We start from the raw sequence: 16284 nt of genomic DNA, 5'->3' as shown, positions 1-16284 counted from the left end.
TGCTCAGGCGCTCAGCGCCGCCCGCACCTGCCCGCTGACCTTGCCGAAATCGATTCGCCCCGGATAGTCCGCCTTGAGCTGGGCAATAACTTTGCCCATGTCCTTGGGGCCTTCTGCGCCGGTCGCGGCAATCGCAGCGGTAATCGCTGCCGCCACCTCGTCCTCGCTCAGCCCCTTGGGCAGGAACTCGTTGAGAATGTCGATTTCTTCCTTTTCCACCGTGGCCAGGTCCGCGCGCCCCGCCTGCGCATAGATCGCAAAGCTTTCCTCGCGCTGTTTCACCATCTTCTGGATGATGGACAGGATTTCGTCATTGGTGGCAGGGCCCTTGCCATCGCCGCGATTGGCAATGTCGCGGTCCTTGATCGCCGCATTGATCGACCGCAACGTCGCGGTGCGGCGCTGGTCGCGGGCCTTGAGCGCCAGTTTGAGCCCTTCGCTGATGTCTTCGCGCATATGTCCTCTGGCTCCTTGCTATGCAGATGCTTGCCCCCATATAGGCAAGAAACGCGGGTTTCGCCACTTGCGCTGCCCGCCTTGGCCTTCTAAGAGGAGGCCTCAACCGACATCACCGCCGCGCATGTGGAAGGCCTCCCGCCACCACTCATGCCGCGCGACCACACGAACCGCGCTTGGAGACCCGAAGTGACCGGCTGGCAGCAAACCCCCGCGACCGCAGTTCTGATCCTGGCAGATGGCACGCGCCTGGAAGGCTTCGGGCTTGGCGCCATTGGCCATGCCGCCGGTGAAGTCTGCTTCAACACGGCCATGACCGGCTACCAGGAAGTGCTTACCGACCCGTCCTATGCCGGGCAGATCATCACCTTCACCTTCCCCCATATCGGCAATGTCGGCACCAATGACGAAGACATCGAGACGGTGAACATGGCTGCCCTTTCGGGCGTACGCGGCGTCGTGCTCAAGGCCGACATCACCAATCCCTCGAATTATCGCGCCGCCGAAAAGCTCGATGCCTGGCTCAAGAAGCGCAACATCGTGGGCATCGCCGGCATCGACACCCGCGCCCTCACGGCGCTGATTCGCGAAAACGGCATGCCCAATGGCGTCATCGCCCATGAACCCAGCGGCGTCTTTGACGAAGGCTCGATCATGGCCGAGTTGAAGGCCTTCCCGGGCCTCGAGGGCCTCGATCTCGCCAAGGAAGTCACCACTGCCCAGACCTATCACTGGGACCAGATCGGCTGGCAGTGGGACAAGGGCTACGGCACGCTTGAAAAACCCGATTTCCATGTCGTCGCCATCGACTACGGCGCTAAGCGCAATATCCTGCGCTGCCTCGCCGATCAGGGCGCAAAGGTCACCGTCGTGCCGGCCACCGCTTCGGCCCAGGATGTGCTCTCGCACAATCCCGACGCCATCTTTCTCTCCAACGGCCCCGGCGATCCGGCCGCCACCGGCAAGTATGCCGTCCCCACCATCCAGAAGCTGATGGAAACCGGCAAGCCGATGTTCGGCATCTGCCTGGGGCACCAGCTCATGGGCCTCGCCCTTGGCGGCACCACCTCCAAGATGCACCAGGGCCATCACGGCGCCAATCATCCAGTCAAGGACCTGACCACCGGCAAGGTCGAGATCACCTCGATGAACCATGGCTTCGCCGTGGATTCCGTCAGCCTCCCCGCCGGCGTGACCCAGACCCACATCTCCCTGTTCGACGGCTCCAATGCGGGCCTCGCCGTGGACGGCAAGCCAATCTTTTCGGTGCAGTACCACCCCGAAGCCAGCCCAGGCCCCAAGGACAGCCATTACCTCTTCACCCGGTTTCTCAACCTGGTGCGCAAGGAAAAGGGCATGGCGGAAAAGGCCGAATACACCGCGCCGGGCGAAGCCGCGTAACGCAACTCTCCCGTCCGGGAACGAAATTAGATGAGCAGGCAGGACGTCCTTGATGGGATGAAGGGCGGCGCAATCATCGCGCTGTCCGCATCCCCCTTTGCCGTTCTCTTCGGCGCGGTCGCCGTCGACAACGGCCTGACGGTCCTCGATGCGGCGCTGATGAGCGCCACCATCTATGCCGGCGCCAGCCAGTTGGTCGGAATTGAGCTGTTCGGGCAGCAAGTCGCGCCCTGGCTGATCATCCTCTCCATCTTCGCGGTCAATTTCCGCCACATCCTCTATTCGGCGGCCATCGCCCGCCACATCCGCGACTACACCCTGGTGCAGAAGGCCATTGCCTTTTTCTTCCTGATCGATCCGCAATTTGCCGAGGCGATCCGGCGCGGCGAGCAGGGCAAGTCTGTCAGCTTCGCCTGGTACATGGCCTTTGCGCTGGTCATCTATTTCCCCTGGTTGCTGTTTTCGACGCTCGGTGCCTGGTTCGGCTCCTTGCTCGGCGATCCGCGCGTCTGGGCCATCGATGTGCTGCTGCCCATCTATTTCATGGGCCTGGTGGTCGGCTTCCGGCGCAAGCCCGGTTTCTATCCGGTCGTGGCCGCCGCCATGGCAGGCTCGGTCGCCAGCTATTACCTGGTTGGTTCGCCCTGGCACGTCAGTATTGGCGCTGCCTGCGGCGTTCTCGTCGCGGCCCTGCTGCCACTGCCGGCAAAGCCCGCCACCCCGCTCGACGAGGCCACGCCCGATGCCTGACCTCTCCACCCTCTGGCTGATCCTGGCGGCCGCCGCAGCCACCTATCTCACCCGCATCGGCGGCTATGTGCTCATCACCCGCCTGCACACCTTACCGCCGCGGCTTGAGCAGGCGCTTAATGCTGTGCCCGCCGCTGTGCTGACAACGCTGTGGGCGCCGGCCTTTTTCACCAGCGGCTGGGATGTTCGCCTTGCCCTGATTGTGGCGGCATTGGTCAGCCTGCGCCATCCGGGCCTCGTCATGCTCGCCGCCGGCTGGGCCGCCGCCCTGGCGTCGCGGCACCTGTTCGGCTTCTGACGCCCTCAAGACCCCCGGGTCCGTTGAGCGGCAGCACAAAGGCGCCGCTCTTTGGAATAGTCGCCGCCGCGCTACCCCCACTTCTCCAGCACCGGTCCACCCTGACCGCCGACCGGATCGGTCTGCGGCAGCGGCACCTTGGCGATACGCTGGTCGGCCGCCGGCCGCTCATTCGCCTCGCCCCTCAGCAGGTCCGAGCTGAACCCGGGCGGATAGGCACCAACCACGAGAAAATCCACGCTTGAGGTGAGCTTCTTGTGCCCAACCCCGGCCGGCAACACGATCACGTCGCCCGCCGAAACATCGAACACCCGCCCCTGCGCGCCACCCAGTTGCAGCCGCGCATGGCCTTGCGCGACGCCCAGGCATTCATGGGTATTGGAATGGTAGTGATGAAAGTCATAGACACCCCAGCGCCAGGCGCTGGGCCAGCCATTGGCGTCGAACAGCGCTTCCAGCGCCTCCGCAGAAACCGCCTCTCCCGCGATGGCCTGCCGGTAGATCACCACCGGCAGCACATTGTTGGGAATGGCTCCGTCGTCGGCGAAATGCTCGAGGCCGATATCGGCCAGATTGCCCTGCATGCGATCCTCCTGGTCTGATCGCGCAACGCCTCGATCCGGCCGTCGGTTCGATCACACATTCCCCGAAAGCGTATCGCAATCGCCTGGATTGCCGGATTGGTAGCCCCGCTCGAACCACGCCTTCCGCTGCGCCGACGTGCCATGGTTGAAAGTCTTGGGCACCGCAAAGCCCTGCATGCGCTTTTGCAACGTATCGTCGCCGATCTGGTTGGCGGCGTTCAGCGCTTCCTCGACATCGCCACTGTCCAGCAGGTTCTGCTGGCCGGCATAATTGGCCCAGACACCAGCATAGCAATCGGCCTGCAGTTCCACCCGCACCGAATAGGCATTGGCCTCTTCCTGGCTCATGCTCTGGCGCATCTGGTTGAACTCGGGCAACACGCCGGTCAGGTTCTGGATATGGTGGCCGACCTCGTGCGCCAGTACATAGGCCTGGGCAAAGTCGCCCGGTGCCCCGAACTGGCGATGCAACTGGTCGTAGAAGGAGAGGTCGATATAGACCTTGCTGTCACCCGGACAATAGAACGGCCCGACCGAGGCATCCGCCATGCCGCAGGCTGAATTCACCTGGTCGGTGAACAGCACCACGGCGGGCTCTGGATAATCCTCGCCGATGGCCGCAAACTGCTCATTCCAGAGGTCTTCGGTTTCCTTGACCACCACACCGACAAAGTCGGCCAGTTCATCCTGGCCCTCGACCGGCAATTGTGTCGATGTAGCGCTCGAAGTGGTCCCGGTGCCCGACCCGCCGGTCAGCATGTCGAGCGGGTTCTGGCCCGTGGCGAACCAGATAATGCCCAGCACCACCACAATGCCGACCAGGCCGGAAATTCCGCCGCGGCCGCCGCGGCCCCCCGTGGGAAGGCGAATGCCGCCACTTCTGCCTCCCAACCTGCCAAGGCCACCCAATCCGCCCGTCCGCTGCCCGCGCCGATCCTCGATATTGGAGCTGCGCTCCCGACCCCGCCACTTCATTGCCCGACGCCTTTCAAGATTTCGATGACGCTAGCAGTAAGTGCGGCCCGCGGAAACGGGTTCCACGCGACGAGCACGGAGCCACGCCGCCCCTGCCAGGGGGAGGTAGCAGTGCTGGTCCCAAAGGGTCTTAGCAAAGCTGGGAGGGGCCTTCTTTTCCTGAATCACCCCGCCACCTTCTTCACCGTCGCCCGCGCACCTTCATCGAACAGGCTTTCGAGATGCCCCACCACTGCCCCGCGGAACACCGCGTTCCCCGCCAGGTCCGACCCGAACACGTCGCTCAGCCCCACCAGTCCATCGAACAGCGCCTCGGCATCATCCCCCGCATCGGCGGCGATGGCATGCATCTTGAGCGCATGGGGATCGCGCACATCGATCTCGCCGCCATCTTCGGCCACGCCGGTCACATAGCGCATCCAGGCCGCGACGCCGAGGGCAAGCCGCTCGAACCCCTGCCCGGCCCTGAGCCGGTCGCGGATCGTCCCCAAGAGACGCTGCGGCAATTTCTGTGTCCCATCCATGGCGATCTGCCAGGTACGATGCTTGAGCGCCGGATTGCGGAACCGCTCCAGCAGTTCGTCGCGATAGGCGGCAAGGTCCACCCCCGGCATGTCCAGCGTCGGCATCACCTCCTCGGTCATCAGCCCATGGATCAGCTTCACATAGGCCGCATCACCCATCACCTCGGCGATATATTCATAGCCCCCGAGATATCCCGCATAGGCCATGGTCGAATGCGACCCGTTCAGCATTCGGAGCTTCATGTGCTCGAACGGCTCGACATCTTTGACCAATTGCGCGCCGACCGTCTCGAAAGCGGGCCGCCCACCGGGGAAATGGTCTTCGATCACCCATTGGGTGAAGGGCTCGGTCATGATCGGCCAGGCGTCTTCCGCCCTGATCAGGCCCGTGACTTCCGCCCTGTCGGCATCTGTGGTCGAGGGCACAATGCGGTCCACCATGGTCGAGGGGAAGGCCACTGCCTTCACCCATTCACCCAGCTCGGCATTCCGCAGCGCCGCAAACCGCGTCACGATGCGCTTGGCTGTTTCGCCATTGCTCGGCAGGTTGTCGCAGCTCATTACCGTGAACGGCGCCAAACCGGCCGCCTTGCGCCGCGCCAATGCCTCGACCAGCATGCCGGGCGCTGACTTCGGCGCTGTCGGGTTGGCCAGGTCATGCACGATGTCCGGATGCTTCTCGTCCAGTTCCCCGGTTGACGGGTCGTGGCAATAGCCCTTTTCGGTCACCGTCAGCGACACAATGCGGATTGCCTTGTCCGCCATAAGCGTCAGCAACTCTTCGCGCTGGCTATTGGCGTCTATCACCGAAAGGATCGAGCCGATCACCCGCGGATGCGTTCCCGCCGCATCGCGCACGGCAATGGTATAGAGGCCATCCTGCGGCTCCAGCGCCTCCTTGGTGTCCGGCCGCCTGAGGCTGGCCCCGACAATGCCCCAGCTCGGATCGTCCGCCAGCAGATCATCGACATAGACCGCCATATGCGCCCGGTGAAACGCTCCGATGCCAAGATGCACAATTCCCGGCGTCACCTTCGCACGATCGTAGCCGGGCTTGGCGATGTCCCCAGCGAGGGTGGCAAGGCTGACTGAATTGAGGCGCGGGCTGGACACGGAAAATCTCCTCGAAGCAGGCGCTCCATCTTGTATGGAAGTTGCGCGCAGTTTAGGAGCCTCTTTAGTTCGAACCCCTTGCCGGAGCAAGCCCGCCCCGGCATAACCCGCGTGAGGCTGAGGAGGAACACCGTGGCAAAGCGCATCGTCTCAATCGGGGAATGCATGATCGAGATGAGCGGTGGCGAGGACCGCACCTATCGCCTCGGCTATGCCGGCGACACGCTCAACACCGCCTGGTATTTGCGCGCCCTGCTCGGCAAGGACTGGTCGGTCGACTATGTCACCGCGCTGGGCGAAGATCGCTATTCGGCCGATATCCGCGCCTTTCTCGAGGACAACGATATCGGCACCGGCCATATCCAGACCATTCATGATCGACGTCCTGGCCTCTACATGATCCACCAGGAAAAGGGCGACCGGCACTTCACCTATTGGCGCGACAGTTCCGCCGCCAAGCTCCTGGCGGATGACAAACCGGCACTCGCCAGGGCCGTCGAGGGCGCCGAACTGGTCTATTTCTCCGGCATCACGCTCGCCATCCTCGCCCCCCGCGCCCGTGGCCGCCTGCTCGGCGCTATCGTCAAGGCCCGCGACAATGGCGCGAAAATCGCCTTCGATACCAATCTTCGGCCCGCGCTCTGGTCCTCCCCCCGCGTCATGGCCGGCGTCCTCACCGCCGCCGCCAGCCTCTGCGACATCGTCCTGCCCACCCATACCGACGAAGCCCCTCTCTTTGGCGACAAGACCATTGACGACACCGCCGATCGCTATCTCGAACTCGGCGTCGAAGAGGTCGTGGTCAAGGACGGTGCCGGGGAAGCCCTGATCGCCACCGCCCACGAGCGGGTCCGCATCGCCCCGCCTTCGGGTGCGAAACTCGTGGACGCCACGGGCGCCGGCGACAGCTTCAACGGCGCTTACCTCTCCGCCCGCCTCAATGGTAAGTCCCTCTCCGAAGCCGCCGAGGCCGCTCACCGCACCGCCGGCATCGTCATCGGCCACAAGGGCGCCCTGGTGGATCCAAAACTGGTCCGCTAACAGCAGCCCCTCCCCCCGCAAGCGTGAAGGGGTCTGCATTCACCGTCATCAAACTGTCATAAATTGACCAACCGGTAAAAACTTCATAGCGTCTCCATCCAGCCGTCATGCGCGCGTCATTTCAGCAAGGCATGAGCGGTCTGCTCCCCGTGGACGGGGAAGCGCCAAGAACCGGTCGAAAACCGGCCGCCGGGAGCACGCCCCCGGCAGAGCGGCACTTCATTGGAGACGATCAAATGAACTTCTTCCCAGCCATTTCCCGGCGCAGCTTCCTGGCCGGTTCCGCCAGTGTGGGCGCCATGGTCGCCATGCACCCCTTCGCAGTCCTGGCGCAGGCCAATCAGGCGCATCTGCGCATTATTGAGACCACCGACATTCACGTCGCCATCCTGCCCTATGACTATTATGCCGACGCTCCCAATGACACGATGGGCCTGGCGCGCACTGCGGCCATCATCGAGGAGATTCGCGCCGAGGCCGGCAATGCCGTGCTCTTCGACAATGGCGACCTGATCCAGGGCAACCCGATGGGCGATTACATGGCCTATGAAAAAGGCCTCGACGAGGGCGACATTCACCCGGCCGTCGCCGCCCTCAACACGCTGGGTTACGACGCTGCCACCCTGGGCAATCATGAATTCAATTATGGCCTGGAATTCCTCGACCGGGCGCTTGAGGGCGCCAACTTCCCTCTGGTTTCGGCCAATCTGGTGCGCGGCACCGAACTGGGCGACAATCCACTTGAGGATGACACCTATCTCGATCCCTACCGCATTTTCGAGAAGGAACTGACCGACGGCTCGGGCGCCACCCATACCATCAAGATCGGCGTCATCGGCTTCCTGCCTCCGCAAATCCTCACCTGGGATTCCACTCATCTGACCGGCAAGGTCGTGGTCCGCGACATCGTCGAGGCAGCCGAAGCCTGGGTGCCCAGGATGCGTGAAGAAGGTGCCGACATCGTGGTCGCCCTCTCTCACTCCGGCATCGACGGCAGCGAATATGTCTCGGGCATGGAAAATGCCTCGCTCTATCTGGGTGCAGTCGAAGGCATCGATGCCGTTCTGACCGGTCACCATCACCTCGTCTTCCCCGGCCCGAACTATGCCGACGTCGCTGGCGCCGACATCGAGGCCGGAACACTCAACGGCACGCCTGCGGTAATGCCGGGCTTCTGGGGCTCACATATGGGCCTGATCGACCTGCTGCTCGAAGTTAACGCCGACGGCAAGTGGTCGGTCGTCTCCCATACTTCCGAAGCCCGCCCTATTGTCGAGCGCATCGACAACAAGAATGTTCCCACGGTCGAATCCGTCCCGACTGTCGAGGAGGCCGTTGCCGCCGAGCACCAGGAAACCCTCGACTATATTCGCCGCCCGGTCGGCGAGACCGCCGCTCCGCTGCACTCCTATTTCGCGCTCGTCGCCGACGATCCGTCCGTGCAGATCGTGTCCCAGGCTCAGTCCTGGTATATCGAGCAGATGTTGAAGGGCACCGAATGGGAAGGCCTGCCGATCCTGTCGGCTGCTGCGCCCTTCAAGGCCGGCGGCCGTGGCGGTCCGGATTATTACACCGACGTTCCCGTCGGCCCGGTTGCCATTAAGAACGTGGCCGATCTTTACCTCTATCCCAACACCATCCAGGCCCTGGTCGTGTCCGGCGCTGACGTAAAGAACTGGCTGGAACGCTCGGCCGGTATCTTCAACCAGGTCGAGGCCGGCGCAACCGACGCCGATCTGATTAACCCGGATTTCCCCTCTTACAATTTCGACGTGATCGACGGCGTCACCTACAAGATCGACCTCACCCAGCCCTCCAAATATTCTTCGGACGGCAAGGAAGAGATCAACCCGGACGCCAACCGCATCGTCGAGTTGATGTATGATGGCGCCCCGATTGACCCCGAGGCCAAGTTCGTCATCGCCTCGAACAACTATCGCGCCGGCGGCGGTGGCTCCTTCCCGGGCACTGGTGCCGAAAACATCATCTTCATAGGTCCCGATACCAACCGCGACATCATCGTCCGTTTCATTATCGAAAACGGCACCATCAACCCCAAGGCCGACAGCAATTGGTCACTCGCCGCGATTGGCGACACCACCGTGCTGTTTGCCACCGGCCCCAAGGCCGCGGACAAGATTGCCGATGTTACCGCTGTCAGCATCGAAGCGACCGGCGAGACCGACGAAGCCGGTTTCGGCATCTACCGCATCACACTCTGACGTCTCCGCAAACAGAACGGGCGCCCTCTCGGGCGCCCGTTCTCATGTTCTGTAAGATGGCCTCACTGCCCGTCGGGCGCCACATCCACGCTGACGGCCGGAACATCGACATCAACAGTGCCGCCGCCCGAGCCGTCGCCATTGAAGAACACCATATAGCCTATAACGAGCAGAGCAATGACCACGATGATCCCGATGATCATCCCGGCACCACCGCCACCGCGGTCAACGACTACAGTTTCACGATCCGGCTCAGACATGTTCGCCTCCATCAATTGTGCGAATAGAACGGGCCAACGGCTCGGAACGTTCCGCCGCCCCGCAGGTATCAGCCCGGCACCAGGTTACAGCTATGACCCCCGTCGTCGCCCGAGGCGCGAGGGTGATGGGAGCTACGCCGCTCCATCTAGCCGCTGCCGCAGCGCCAGCAATTCCTTCCGCATCCCTTCGGCTCCCTCCGAAGACAGCCCGGTTCCCTCGGCCACCGCCAGCGGCACCGCCTCCGCCCTTGCCTTCAGTGCCCTGCCATCAGCTGTCAGCCTGATCCGAACCTGCCGCTCATCTTCATCGTCGCGCCGTCGCACGACCAGCCCACGCGCCTCCAGCCGCTTGACCAGCGGGGTAATCGTCCCGGAATCGAGGAACAATTTATCCCCCAGCGCTTTGACAGTGATATCGTCCTTTTCCCAGAGCACCAGGAACACAAGATATTGTGGATAGGTCAGCTCCAGCGCTTCCAGCCGCGGTTTGTAGAAACGCGTGAATGCGTGCCCGGCCGAATAGACGGCAAAGCACAGCATTTGGTCGATCGTCGGCATCTTCTGGTCAGCCATGACATTTCTCTCGATCCGCTGTGAAGGTAACATAAGAAATTCGATTGCACACAATTTAATTGCGCGCTACATAACTCTCATTCAACTAAGGAGCAAGGCTCATGAGCATCAAGTCAGCCGTCTATACCGCCCACGCCCACACCACTGGCGGCCGCGCCGGCGGTACTAGCAAGACCGACGACGGTCGTCTGGAAGTCACTCTCGACACCCCCAAGGCAATGGGCGGTAATGACGGCCCGGGCACCAATCCAGAACAGCTTTTTGCCGCCGGCTATTCGGCCTGCTTCCTGGGCGCCCTCAAGGCCGTCGCCCGTGGCGAAAAGGCGAAACTGCCCGACGAGACCACCATCGACGCCGCAGTGTCCTTCGGCGAAAACGCCAACGGCGCCGGCTTTGCCATTGCAGTTGAACTCAAGATCAACGTTCCCGGCTTTGACCACGCGGAAGCCGAAGCCCTCGTCGAAAAGGCCCACCAGATCTGCCCCTATTCCAACGCCACCCGCGGCAATGTGGACGTGACACTGACTGTCGTCTGATCAATCCGTTAACGATTGCCATTCACTTGCCTGAAAGGGCGGCAGGCTAGCGTAACCGCAATTGTGGAGCCGCCATGCCTGCCGCCCTTGCCCTTTCCGGCCTCGCCAAGTCCTTCGACCGCCCCGTCGTCAGGGGCGTGGACCTCACCATCCAGTCAGGCGAATTCTATGCCCTGCTCGGCCCCAATGGTGCCGGCAAGACCACGATCCTGCGCATGGTGGCGGGCCTGCTCAAGCCCGACACGGGTTCCGTCTCTATCTTTGGCATCGATGCCCGGGCCAATCCCGTTGCCGCCAAGCGCCTCATGGCCTGGGTCTCCGACGAACCCATGGCCTACGACCGCCTCACCCCGCTCGAATATCTCGATTTTGTCGCCGGCCTCTGGCAGGTTGAACCAGCACGCGCCCGCCGGTCTGCCCATGAACTGATCGACTGGCTGGGCCTCGCGCCCCACGCCAACGAGCTTTGCGGCGGCTTCTCCAAGGGTATGCTGCAAAAAGTCGCCCTTGCCGGCGCCCTTGTGCACGATCCTCAATTGATCATCCTCGATGAACCCCTGACCGGCCTCGACGCCGGGTCCGCCCGACAAGTCAAGGACGTGCTGCGCCAGCGCACCGCGGCGGGCGTCACCGTCATCATGACCACCCACATTCTCGAAGTTGCCGAGCGCATGGCCGAGCGCATCGGCGTCATCGCCGAAGGACGCCTGATCGCCGAAGGCACGCTGGCCGAATTGCGCACCCGCATCGGCCGCGAAACCACGCTCGAGGAAATCTTCCTCGATCTGGTCGGGCAGAACCTCTCGGGCGGACAGGACGCGGCGTGACCTTCCCTCCTGCCTCCCTGCCCTGGCTGGCAGAACACGAGTTCCGCCTCGCCTGGCGCGATGCCCTCGCCATGATGACCGGCGGTCGCCGCACCCGCCTCATCGGCTGGATCGTTGGCGGAGGCGGCGTCTATGGGCTCATGCTGCTCATCGCCTGGTTCTCGGTTCGCCCCTGGACCGAGACCGGTATCGTGCTCGACAAACAGGCGCTGCTGCTGATTTCCGGCACCGGCCTCCTGTTCTGGACCGTCACCCTGTCGCAGGCGCTCGAGGCGGTCACCCGGGTCTATTACGGTCGTTCCGACCTTGACCTGATCCTCTCCTCTCCGGCGTCCAGCAATCGCCTCTTTGCCGTCCGGGCCGGCGCTGTCTTTGTCACCACCACGGCGCTGGGTGCATTGCTAATCTCGCCGCTGGTCCTGGCCCTGGCCTTTCAGGATGGGCCGCGCTGGCTGTCCGCATTCCTGGTGCTGGCAGCCCTTGCTGCGCTGTCCGTGGCCATCGCCATGGCCATCACCCGCCTACTGTTTCGCCTTGCCGGCCCACGACGCACCCGCCTTATCGCCCAAATCGTGGCGGGCATTGTCGGCGCCGGCTTCGTCATCGGCATCCAGGCCGCCGCCATCCTGTCCCATGAGGGGTTCTCGCGCTTCGCCTTCTTCCAGTCCGATGCTCTGATTGCCGCAGCGCCCGGTGAAACCAGCCTCCTCTGGCTGCCAGCCCGCGCCACTATGGGCGATCCGATCCCCGCGCTGATACTGGTCACCGCCAGTCTCGGTATCCTGGCAACCGCCATCGCCCTCATAGCCCCCAGCTACGGGCGCCTCGCCACCTCGGCCGCCGGCCTCAATCACATTTCCAGCCAACGCCGCCCATCGGCGCGCGCTTTCCGCACCACCACACAGCGCCAAGCACTCAGGCGCAAGGAATGGAAGCTGCTTCAGCGCGATCCCTGGCTGCTTTCGCAAACCCTGATGCAACTGCTCTATCTGGTGCCACCGGCCCTGCTGCTCTGGATCAACTACGGCTCGGGGTCCGGCGAAGCCACCTTCATCGTGATTGTCCCGGTTTTGGTCATGGCCTGCGGACAATTGGCGGGGGGCCTGGCCTGGCTCGCCATTTCCGGCGAGGACGCCAACGATCTGGTCGCCACGGCTCCCCTGGCACAGGCCACCACCCTCCGCGCCAAGATCGAGGCCGTGCTCGCCGTCATTCTCGTGGTGCTGACGCCAATTCTCCTGATGCTGGCCGTCGCTTCCTGGCACATGGCCCTGATCACCGCCATCTGTGCACTGATTGCCGCATCCGCCTCCACCGCCATCCAGCTCTGGTTCCGCGTCACCGCCAAACGCGCCATGTTCCGCCGCCGCCAGGTCGCCTCTCGCGCCGCAACCCTCAGCGAAGCCTTCTCGTCTATCCTCTGGGCAGCCACCGGCGCACTCTGGGCAGCCGGGTCCATCCTCGCCGTTGGCCCCGCCATCCTGGCCCTGGCAGTGCTAGGATTGGCGCGACTCATCGCCCCAAGGCCAGCCTTATATGACCGCTCTCACTTTCCGCGACGCCAGCCCTGCTGACATTCCCGTCATACTTGAGCTCTGCCATGCAGGCGATGCGCGCGGCGCCGACACCCCGCCGCTGGATCCCGCAACGCTGTCCGATCCGCGTTACCGTGCCGCCTTCGATGCCATTGCCGCCGATCCCAACCATCGCCTCATCGTCGCCGAGCGTGATGGCGAAGTGGTCGGCACCCTGCAGATCAGCGTGATCCCCGGCCTGCCCCGTTTCGGCATGACCCGAGCTGTTCTCGAAAACGTGCATATCCGTGCCGACCAGCGCGGCAACGGTCTCGGCTCCGAAATGGTGCTTTGGGCCGTTGAGCGCTGCCGCGAGGCCGGTTGTGGCATGGTGCAGCTGACATCCAACAAGGTGCGGCTCGACGCCCACCGCTTTTACCGCAAGCTGGGCTTCACGGCCACGCATGAAGGCTTCAAGCTGTTCCTCTGACGCCTACGCAGCTTCTGCCGTCTAGAACAGGATGGCGAGCCCCATGAAGGCAAGCAGCAGGATCAGCACGATACCGACCAGCATGAGCGCCGCCACGACCTTGGCCAGCGTCGCCGCCGTTCCGGCCAGTCCGGTGAAGCCCATGGCACCGGCAACCAGCGCGACGACGATGAGGATGAGCAGCAATTGCAGCATGGTGAAATCGGACCTTCCTGATTGATCGCATGAAAAACGGCTCTACCCGCCCGGCGTTCCATGAGCGCCAAAACTGCGCCCGCCTTAACCCCGTGTCAGGTCTCATCGGTTACGATGGAGCGGGTGGGAGAGAGCATTTGAGACAACTGATCAGATGGAGTGTCGCACTGGCGGCGATGCTGGCGCTTTGGGGCATGTCCCAGAGCGGCATGCTCGCGTCCCTCGACATCCGCCTGAGCGATTGGCGTCTTGCGGCCGTCACTACGCCGGCCAGCGGTAGCACTATTCTCGTCGAGATCGACAGCAAGAGTCTGTCCGAGATAGGTGTCTGGCCATGGCCGCGCAGCCTTCATGCTAGTCTTCTCGACCACCTCATGGAGGCTGGTGCCGAGGAGGTCGCCTTCGATATCGATTTCTCCAGCGCCAGCGTCCCTTTTGACGATTCGATCTTTTCTGCCGCACTGGAGCAGGCCGGCGGCTACGCCTGGCTGGCCGCATTTGCGCAGGCTAGTCCTGACGGCAGCATGAGCTTCTCGCGTCCCTTGCCGGAATTCGCCGCTTCGGCCGATCCGGTTCTCGTCAATGTCCTGGTCGACACCGTCACGGGTCGCGCCCATAGCCTGCCTGTTGCCGCTACGGATGCGGAAGGCACGATCGTCGCGCTGCCTGCACAATTGGCTCGGCCGGCAGTGACTCTGCCTTCTATACTGGAGATCGATTTCAGCCTCGACATGGCCGGCATAACCCGCCTCAGCTTCACCGATGTGCTCTATGGCCGGGTCGACCCGGCCATAATCACGGGCAAGCAGGTCATCGTTGGCGCTAGCGCCATCGAGCTGCGCGACTTTTTCACCGTGCCGCGCTACGGAGTCATTTCCGGCCCGATGTTGCAGGCCATGGCGCTGGAAACTCTCAAGGCCGGACGCATCTTGGCGCATTGGGGCAGTCTTCCGGGGATATTGGTCATCGTAGCCTTCGCCATCACCCTGTTGATGGCGCGTCGTCGTAGCGCGAACTTGCCTCTTGTTGTCATTTCGCTTCTTGCGAGCGCTGCGATCGGCGAAGCGGCAGCCCTGTTGGCCTATAGCTACTTTGACGTCATCATCAACACGGCCGGATTGCATGTGGGGCTGCTGTTCCTGCTTGGCCTGGTTTTGGCCGACAATGGCTACTTGCACCTGCTGGGCCGCCGAGCCGCCCAGCAACGGCTGCAATTCCTCGCCACCCACGATCCCGTCACCGGCCTTCTGTCCCGCCAGGGGCTGCTTGACCTGCCCGACACCGATGCGGGTCTCGCCATGGTCGTGCTCCAGATCCAGTCCCAGGACGAGTTGCACGCCACTCTCGGACACGAGGTCGTCGAGAGCCTGCTAATCAACTTCGCGCATCGGCTCGGCCATAGCGGTTTCAAGGATGTCGCACGCACCGCTCCGGCCATCTTCGCCCTTGCCGATATCGACGACGGCGACCATACGCGCCTGTCGGAGGCGGTCCGACAGCTGACGGTGACGCTCTCGGGCACGTACAATGTCAGCGGCCACAACCTGCATGTGGACATCATCGCTGGCTATGCCACCGGGTCGGCCAGTCGCGCCGAATTGCTCAATCGGGCCGAGATAGCACTGATCCAGGCGCGCACGGACCGCACGGCGGTGCGTGGCTTCAGCCGAGCGGACCAGGAGGCTCTGGATCGTCATCGTCGTCTCGACAGTGATCTGCGTCGGGCTCTGGGACGCAACCAGTTACGCCTCATCTTCCAACCTCAAATCGATTTGCGCACACGACAAATCATTGGGGCCGAAACGCTGTTGAGGTGGGAACATCCCGAATTTGGGCTCGTGTCCCCAACCGAATTCATTCCTCTTGCCGAGGAAACCGGTCTCATCATCGACCTGGGCCGCTTCGTTTTATGGGAGGCCTGCCGTCAGGCCGTCTTTTGGCCCAGTCCGATTACGGTGGCCGTAAACGTGTCACCGATCCAGTTCCAGCATGCCGATCTTATCAAAACAGTGGAAGCGGCGCTGAGCCGATCAGGCTTGCCTGCTTCCCGCTTGGAGCTCGAGATTACTGAAAGTTCAAGCGTTACCGAGCCCGGCAGGGTGCGTGACGTGATGTGGCGCCTTCAGGCCCTGGGCATCCGACTGTCCATCGACGATTTCGGCACCGGCTATTCATCCCTGAGCTATTTCCGCGACCTGCCCTTCGAGACGGTCAAGATCGATCAGGGTTTTGTACGCGGCCGCACTTCAGAAACGGACAGGACACTGCTGGCTGCCATCATCGAACTCTCCCGAAAGATGGGCAAGCTTACCATAGCGGAAGGGGTAGAAGACGAGGCCACTGCCACCCTGTTGACGCAGATGGGCTGCACGATGGGCCAGGGCTATCACTTCAGCCGTCCCATTCAGGGCGATGAACTATGTGCATTACTGCTCGCCGAACAGCAGCGGGAACAGGCCTAGCTTCGCCCACGTGATCTGTACTGCGATTGCCGATCTTGCAACCGCCTTTCGCGGCGCGCCGGA

The 16284-nt window shown here is 63.0% G+C and carries 17 protein-coding genes; 10 read left to right on the top strand and 7 right to left on the bottom strand.

Translation table 11 applies throughout. The features are described from left to right. Positions 1-3 precede the first annotated feature (3 nt). Entirely contained in the window at positions 4-456 is a 453-nt protein-coding gene (locus ACXYMS_RS03575; RefSeq protein WP_458903736.1) for a GatB/YqeY domain-containing protein, read from the bottom strand. Positions 457-606: 150 nt separating this feature from the next. Here ACXYMS_RS03575 and carA point away from each other — a divergent pair, with 150 nt between their 5' ends. Genes carA through ACXYMS_RS03560 form a run of 3 tightly spaced genes read left to right on the top strand, consistent with a single transcriptional unit; the run spans position 607 to position 2905 of the window. After that, the gene (gene carA / locus ACXYMS_RS03570) at positions 607-1857 is read left to right on the top strand and encodes a glutamine-hydrolyzing carbamoyl-phosphate synthase small subunit (RefSeq protein WP_458903734.1); all 1251 of its coding nucleotides are present in this window, start codon (positions 607-609) and stop codon (positions 1855-1857) included. A gap of 30 nt (positions 1858-1887) precedes the next feature. Next, positions 1888-2607 carry an AzlC family ABC transporter permease gene (locus tag ACXYMS_RS03565; RefSeq protein WP_458903732.1) on the top strand — a complete coding sequence of 240 codons (720 nt, stop codon included), beginning with the start codon at positions 1888-1890 and terminating at the stop codon, positions 2605-2607. Further along, a complete protein-coding gene (locus tag ACXYMS_RS03560; protein ID WP_458903730.1) occupies positions 2600-2905 on the top strand; it encodes an AzlD family protein in 306 nt (101 codons plus the stop codon). The genes ACXYMS_RS03565 and ACXYMS_RS03560 overlap by 8 nt, the downstream gene beginning before the upstream one ends. Before the next feature lie 71 nt (positions 2906-2976). Here the strand turns inward: ACXYMS_RS03560 and ACXYMS_RS03555 are convergent, their stop codons facing one another. From ACXYMS_RS03555 to ACXYMS_RS03545, 3 genes are all read right to left on the bottom strand, one after another. Next, complete coding sequence (locus ACXYMS_RS03555; protein WP_458903728.1) at positions 2977-3489, bottom strand: cupin domain-containing protein; 513 nt, start codon at positions 3487-3489, stop codon at positions 2977-2979. A 51-nt stretch (positions 3490-3540) separates the two neighbouring features. Next, a complete protein-coding gene (ypfJ, locus tag ACXYMS_RS03550; protein ID WP_458903727.1) occupies positions 3541-4464 on the bottom strand; it encodes a KPN_02809 family neutral zinc metallopeptidase in 924 nt (307 codons plus the stop codon). A gap of 164 nt (positions 4465-4628) precedes the next feature. Further along, on the bottom strand, positions 4629-6101 hold the full coding sequence (locus tag ACXYMS_RS03545) for a mannitol dehydrogenase family protein (RefSeq protein WP_458903725.1): 1473 nt from the start codon (positions 6099-6101) through the stop codon (positions 4629-4631). A gap of 132 nt (positions 6102-6233) precedes the next feature. Here ACXYMS_RS03545 and ACXYMS_RS03540 point away from each other — a divergent pair, with 132 nt between their 5' ends. Both ACXYMS_RS03540 and ACXYMS_RS03535 read left to right on the top strand, forming a co-directional pair. Next, a complete protein-coding gene (locus ACXYMS_RS03540; RefSeq protein WP_458903723.1) occupies positions 6234-7142 on the top strand; it encodes a sugar kinase in 909 nt (302 codons plus the stop codon). 236 nt (positions 7143-7378) lie between these two features. Beyond that, on the top strand, positions 7379-9364 hold the full coding sequence (locus ACXYMS_RS03535) for a bifunctional 2',3'-cyclic-nucleotide 2'-phosphodiesterase/3'-nucleotidase (RefSeq protein ID WP_458903721.1): 1986 nt from the start codon (positions 7379-7381) through the stop codon (positions 9362-9364). Between the two features lie 62 nt (positions 9365-9426). On the opposite strand, the gene ACXYMS_RS03530 is transcribed toward ACXYMS_RS03535, so the two are convergent. Both ACXYMS_RS03530 and ACXYMS_RS03525 read right to left on the bottom strand, forming a co-directional pair. Further along, positions 9427-9624 carry a hypothetical protein gene (locus ACXYMS_RS03530; protein ID WP_458903719.1) on the bottom strand — a complete coding sequence of 66 codons (198 nt, stop codon included), beginning with the start codon at positions 9622-9624 and terminating at the stop codon, positions 9427-9429. A 132-nt stretch (positions 9625-9756) separates the two neighbouring features. Then, positions 9757-10197 carry a MarR family winged helix-turn-helix transcriptional regulator gene (locus ACXYMS_RS03525; RefSeq protein WP_458903717.1) on the bottom strand — a complete coding sequence of 147 codons (441 nt, stop codon included), beginning with the start codon at positions 10195-10197 and terminating at the stop codon, positions 9757-9759. 101 nt (positions 10198-10298) lie between these two features. On the opposite strand from ACXYMS_RS03525, the gene ACXYMS_RS03520 reads away from it, so the two are divergent. The 4 genes from ACXYMS_RS03520 (at position 10299) to ACXYMS_RS03505 (ending at position 13564) form a co-directional block, all read left to right on the top strand. Then, positions 10299-10733, top strand: coding sequence for an organic hydroperoxide resistance protein (locus ACXYMS_RS03520; RefSeq protein ID WP_458903715.1), 435 nt, complete (start codon positions 10299-10301; stop codon positions 10731-10733). A 74-nt stretch (positions 10734-10807) separates the two neighbouring features. Continuing rightward, entirely contained in the window at positions 10808-11560 is a 753-nt protein-coding gene (locus tag ACXYMS_RS03515; RefSeq protein WP_458903713.1) for an ABC transporter ATP-binding protein, read from the top strand. Continuing rightward, on the top strand, positions 11557-13134 hold the full coding sequence (locus tag ACXYMS_RS03510; RefSeq protein ID WP_458903711.1) for a permease: 1578 nt from the start codon (positions 11557-11559) through the stop codon (positions 13132-13134). The genes ACXYMS_RS03515 and ACXYMS_RS03510 overlap by 4 nt, the downstream gene beginning before the upstream one ends. Next, complete coding sequence (locus tag ACXYMS_RS03505; RefSeq protein WP_458903709.1) at positions 13097-13564, top strand: GNAT family N-acetyltransferase; 468 nt, start codon at positions 13097-13099, stop codon at positions 13562-13564. Before ACXYMS_RS03510 ends, ACXYMS_RS03505 begins: the two co-directional genes overlap by 38 nt. Before the next feature lie 21 nt (positions 13565-13585). Here ACXYMS_RS03505 and ACXYMS_RS03500 read toward each other — a convergent pair whose 3' ends face one another. After that, positions 13586-13759: a DUF1328 family protein gene (locus ACXYMS_RS03500; RefSeq protein ID WP_458903707.1), complete on the bottom strand. Its 174-nt coding sequence runs from the start codon at positions 13757-13759 to the stop codon at positions 13586-13588. A gap of 137 nt (positions 13760-13896) precedes the next feature. On the opposite strand from ACXYMS_RS03500, the gene ACXYMS_RS03495 reads away from it, so the two are divergent. Continuing rightward, the gene (locus tag ACXYMS_RS03495) at positions 13897-16221 is read left to right on the top strand and encodes a putative bifunctional diguanylate cyclase/phosphodiesterase (RefSeq protein ID WP_458903705.1); all 2325 of its coding nucleotides are present in this window, start codon (positions 13897-13899) and stop codon (positions 16219-16221) included. Positions 16222-16284: the final 63 nt, after the last annotated feature.

It is taken from the genome of Devosia sp. CAU 1758 (genome assembly GCF_054482695.1).
Note: the sequence above shows the minus strand (reverse complement) of the source record. Positions and strands in the feature narration are given on the sequence as shown.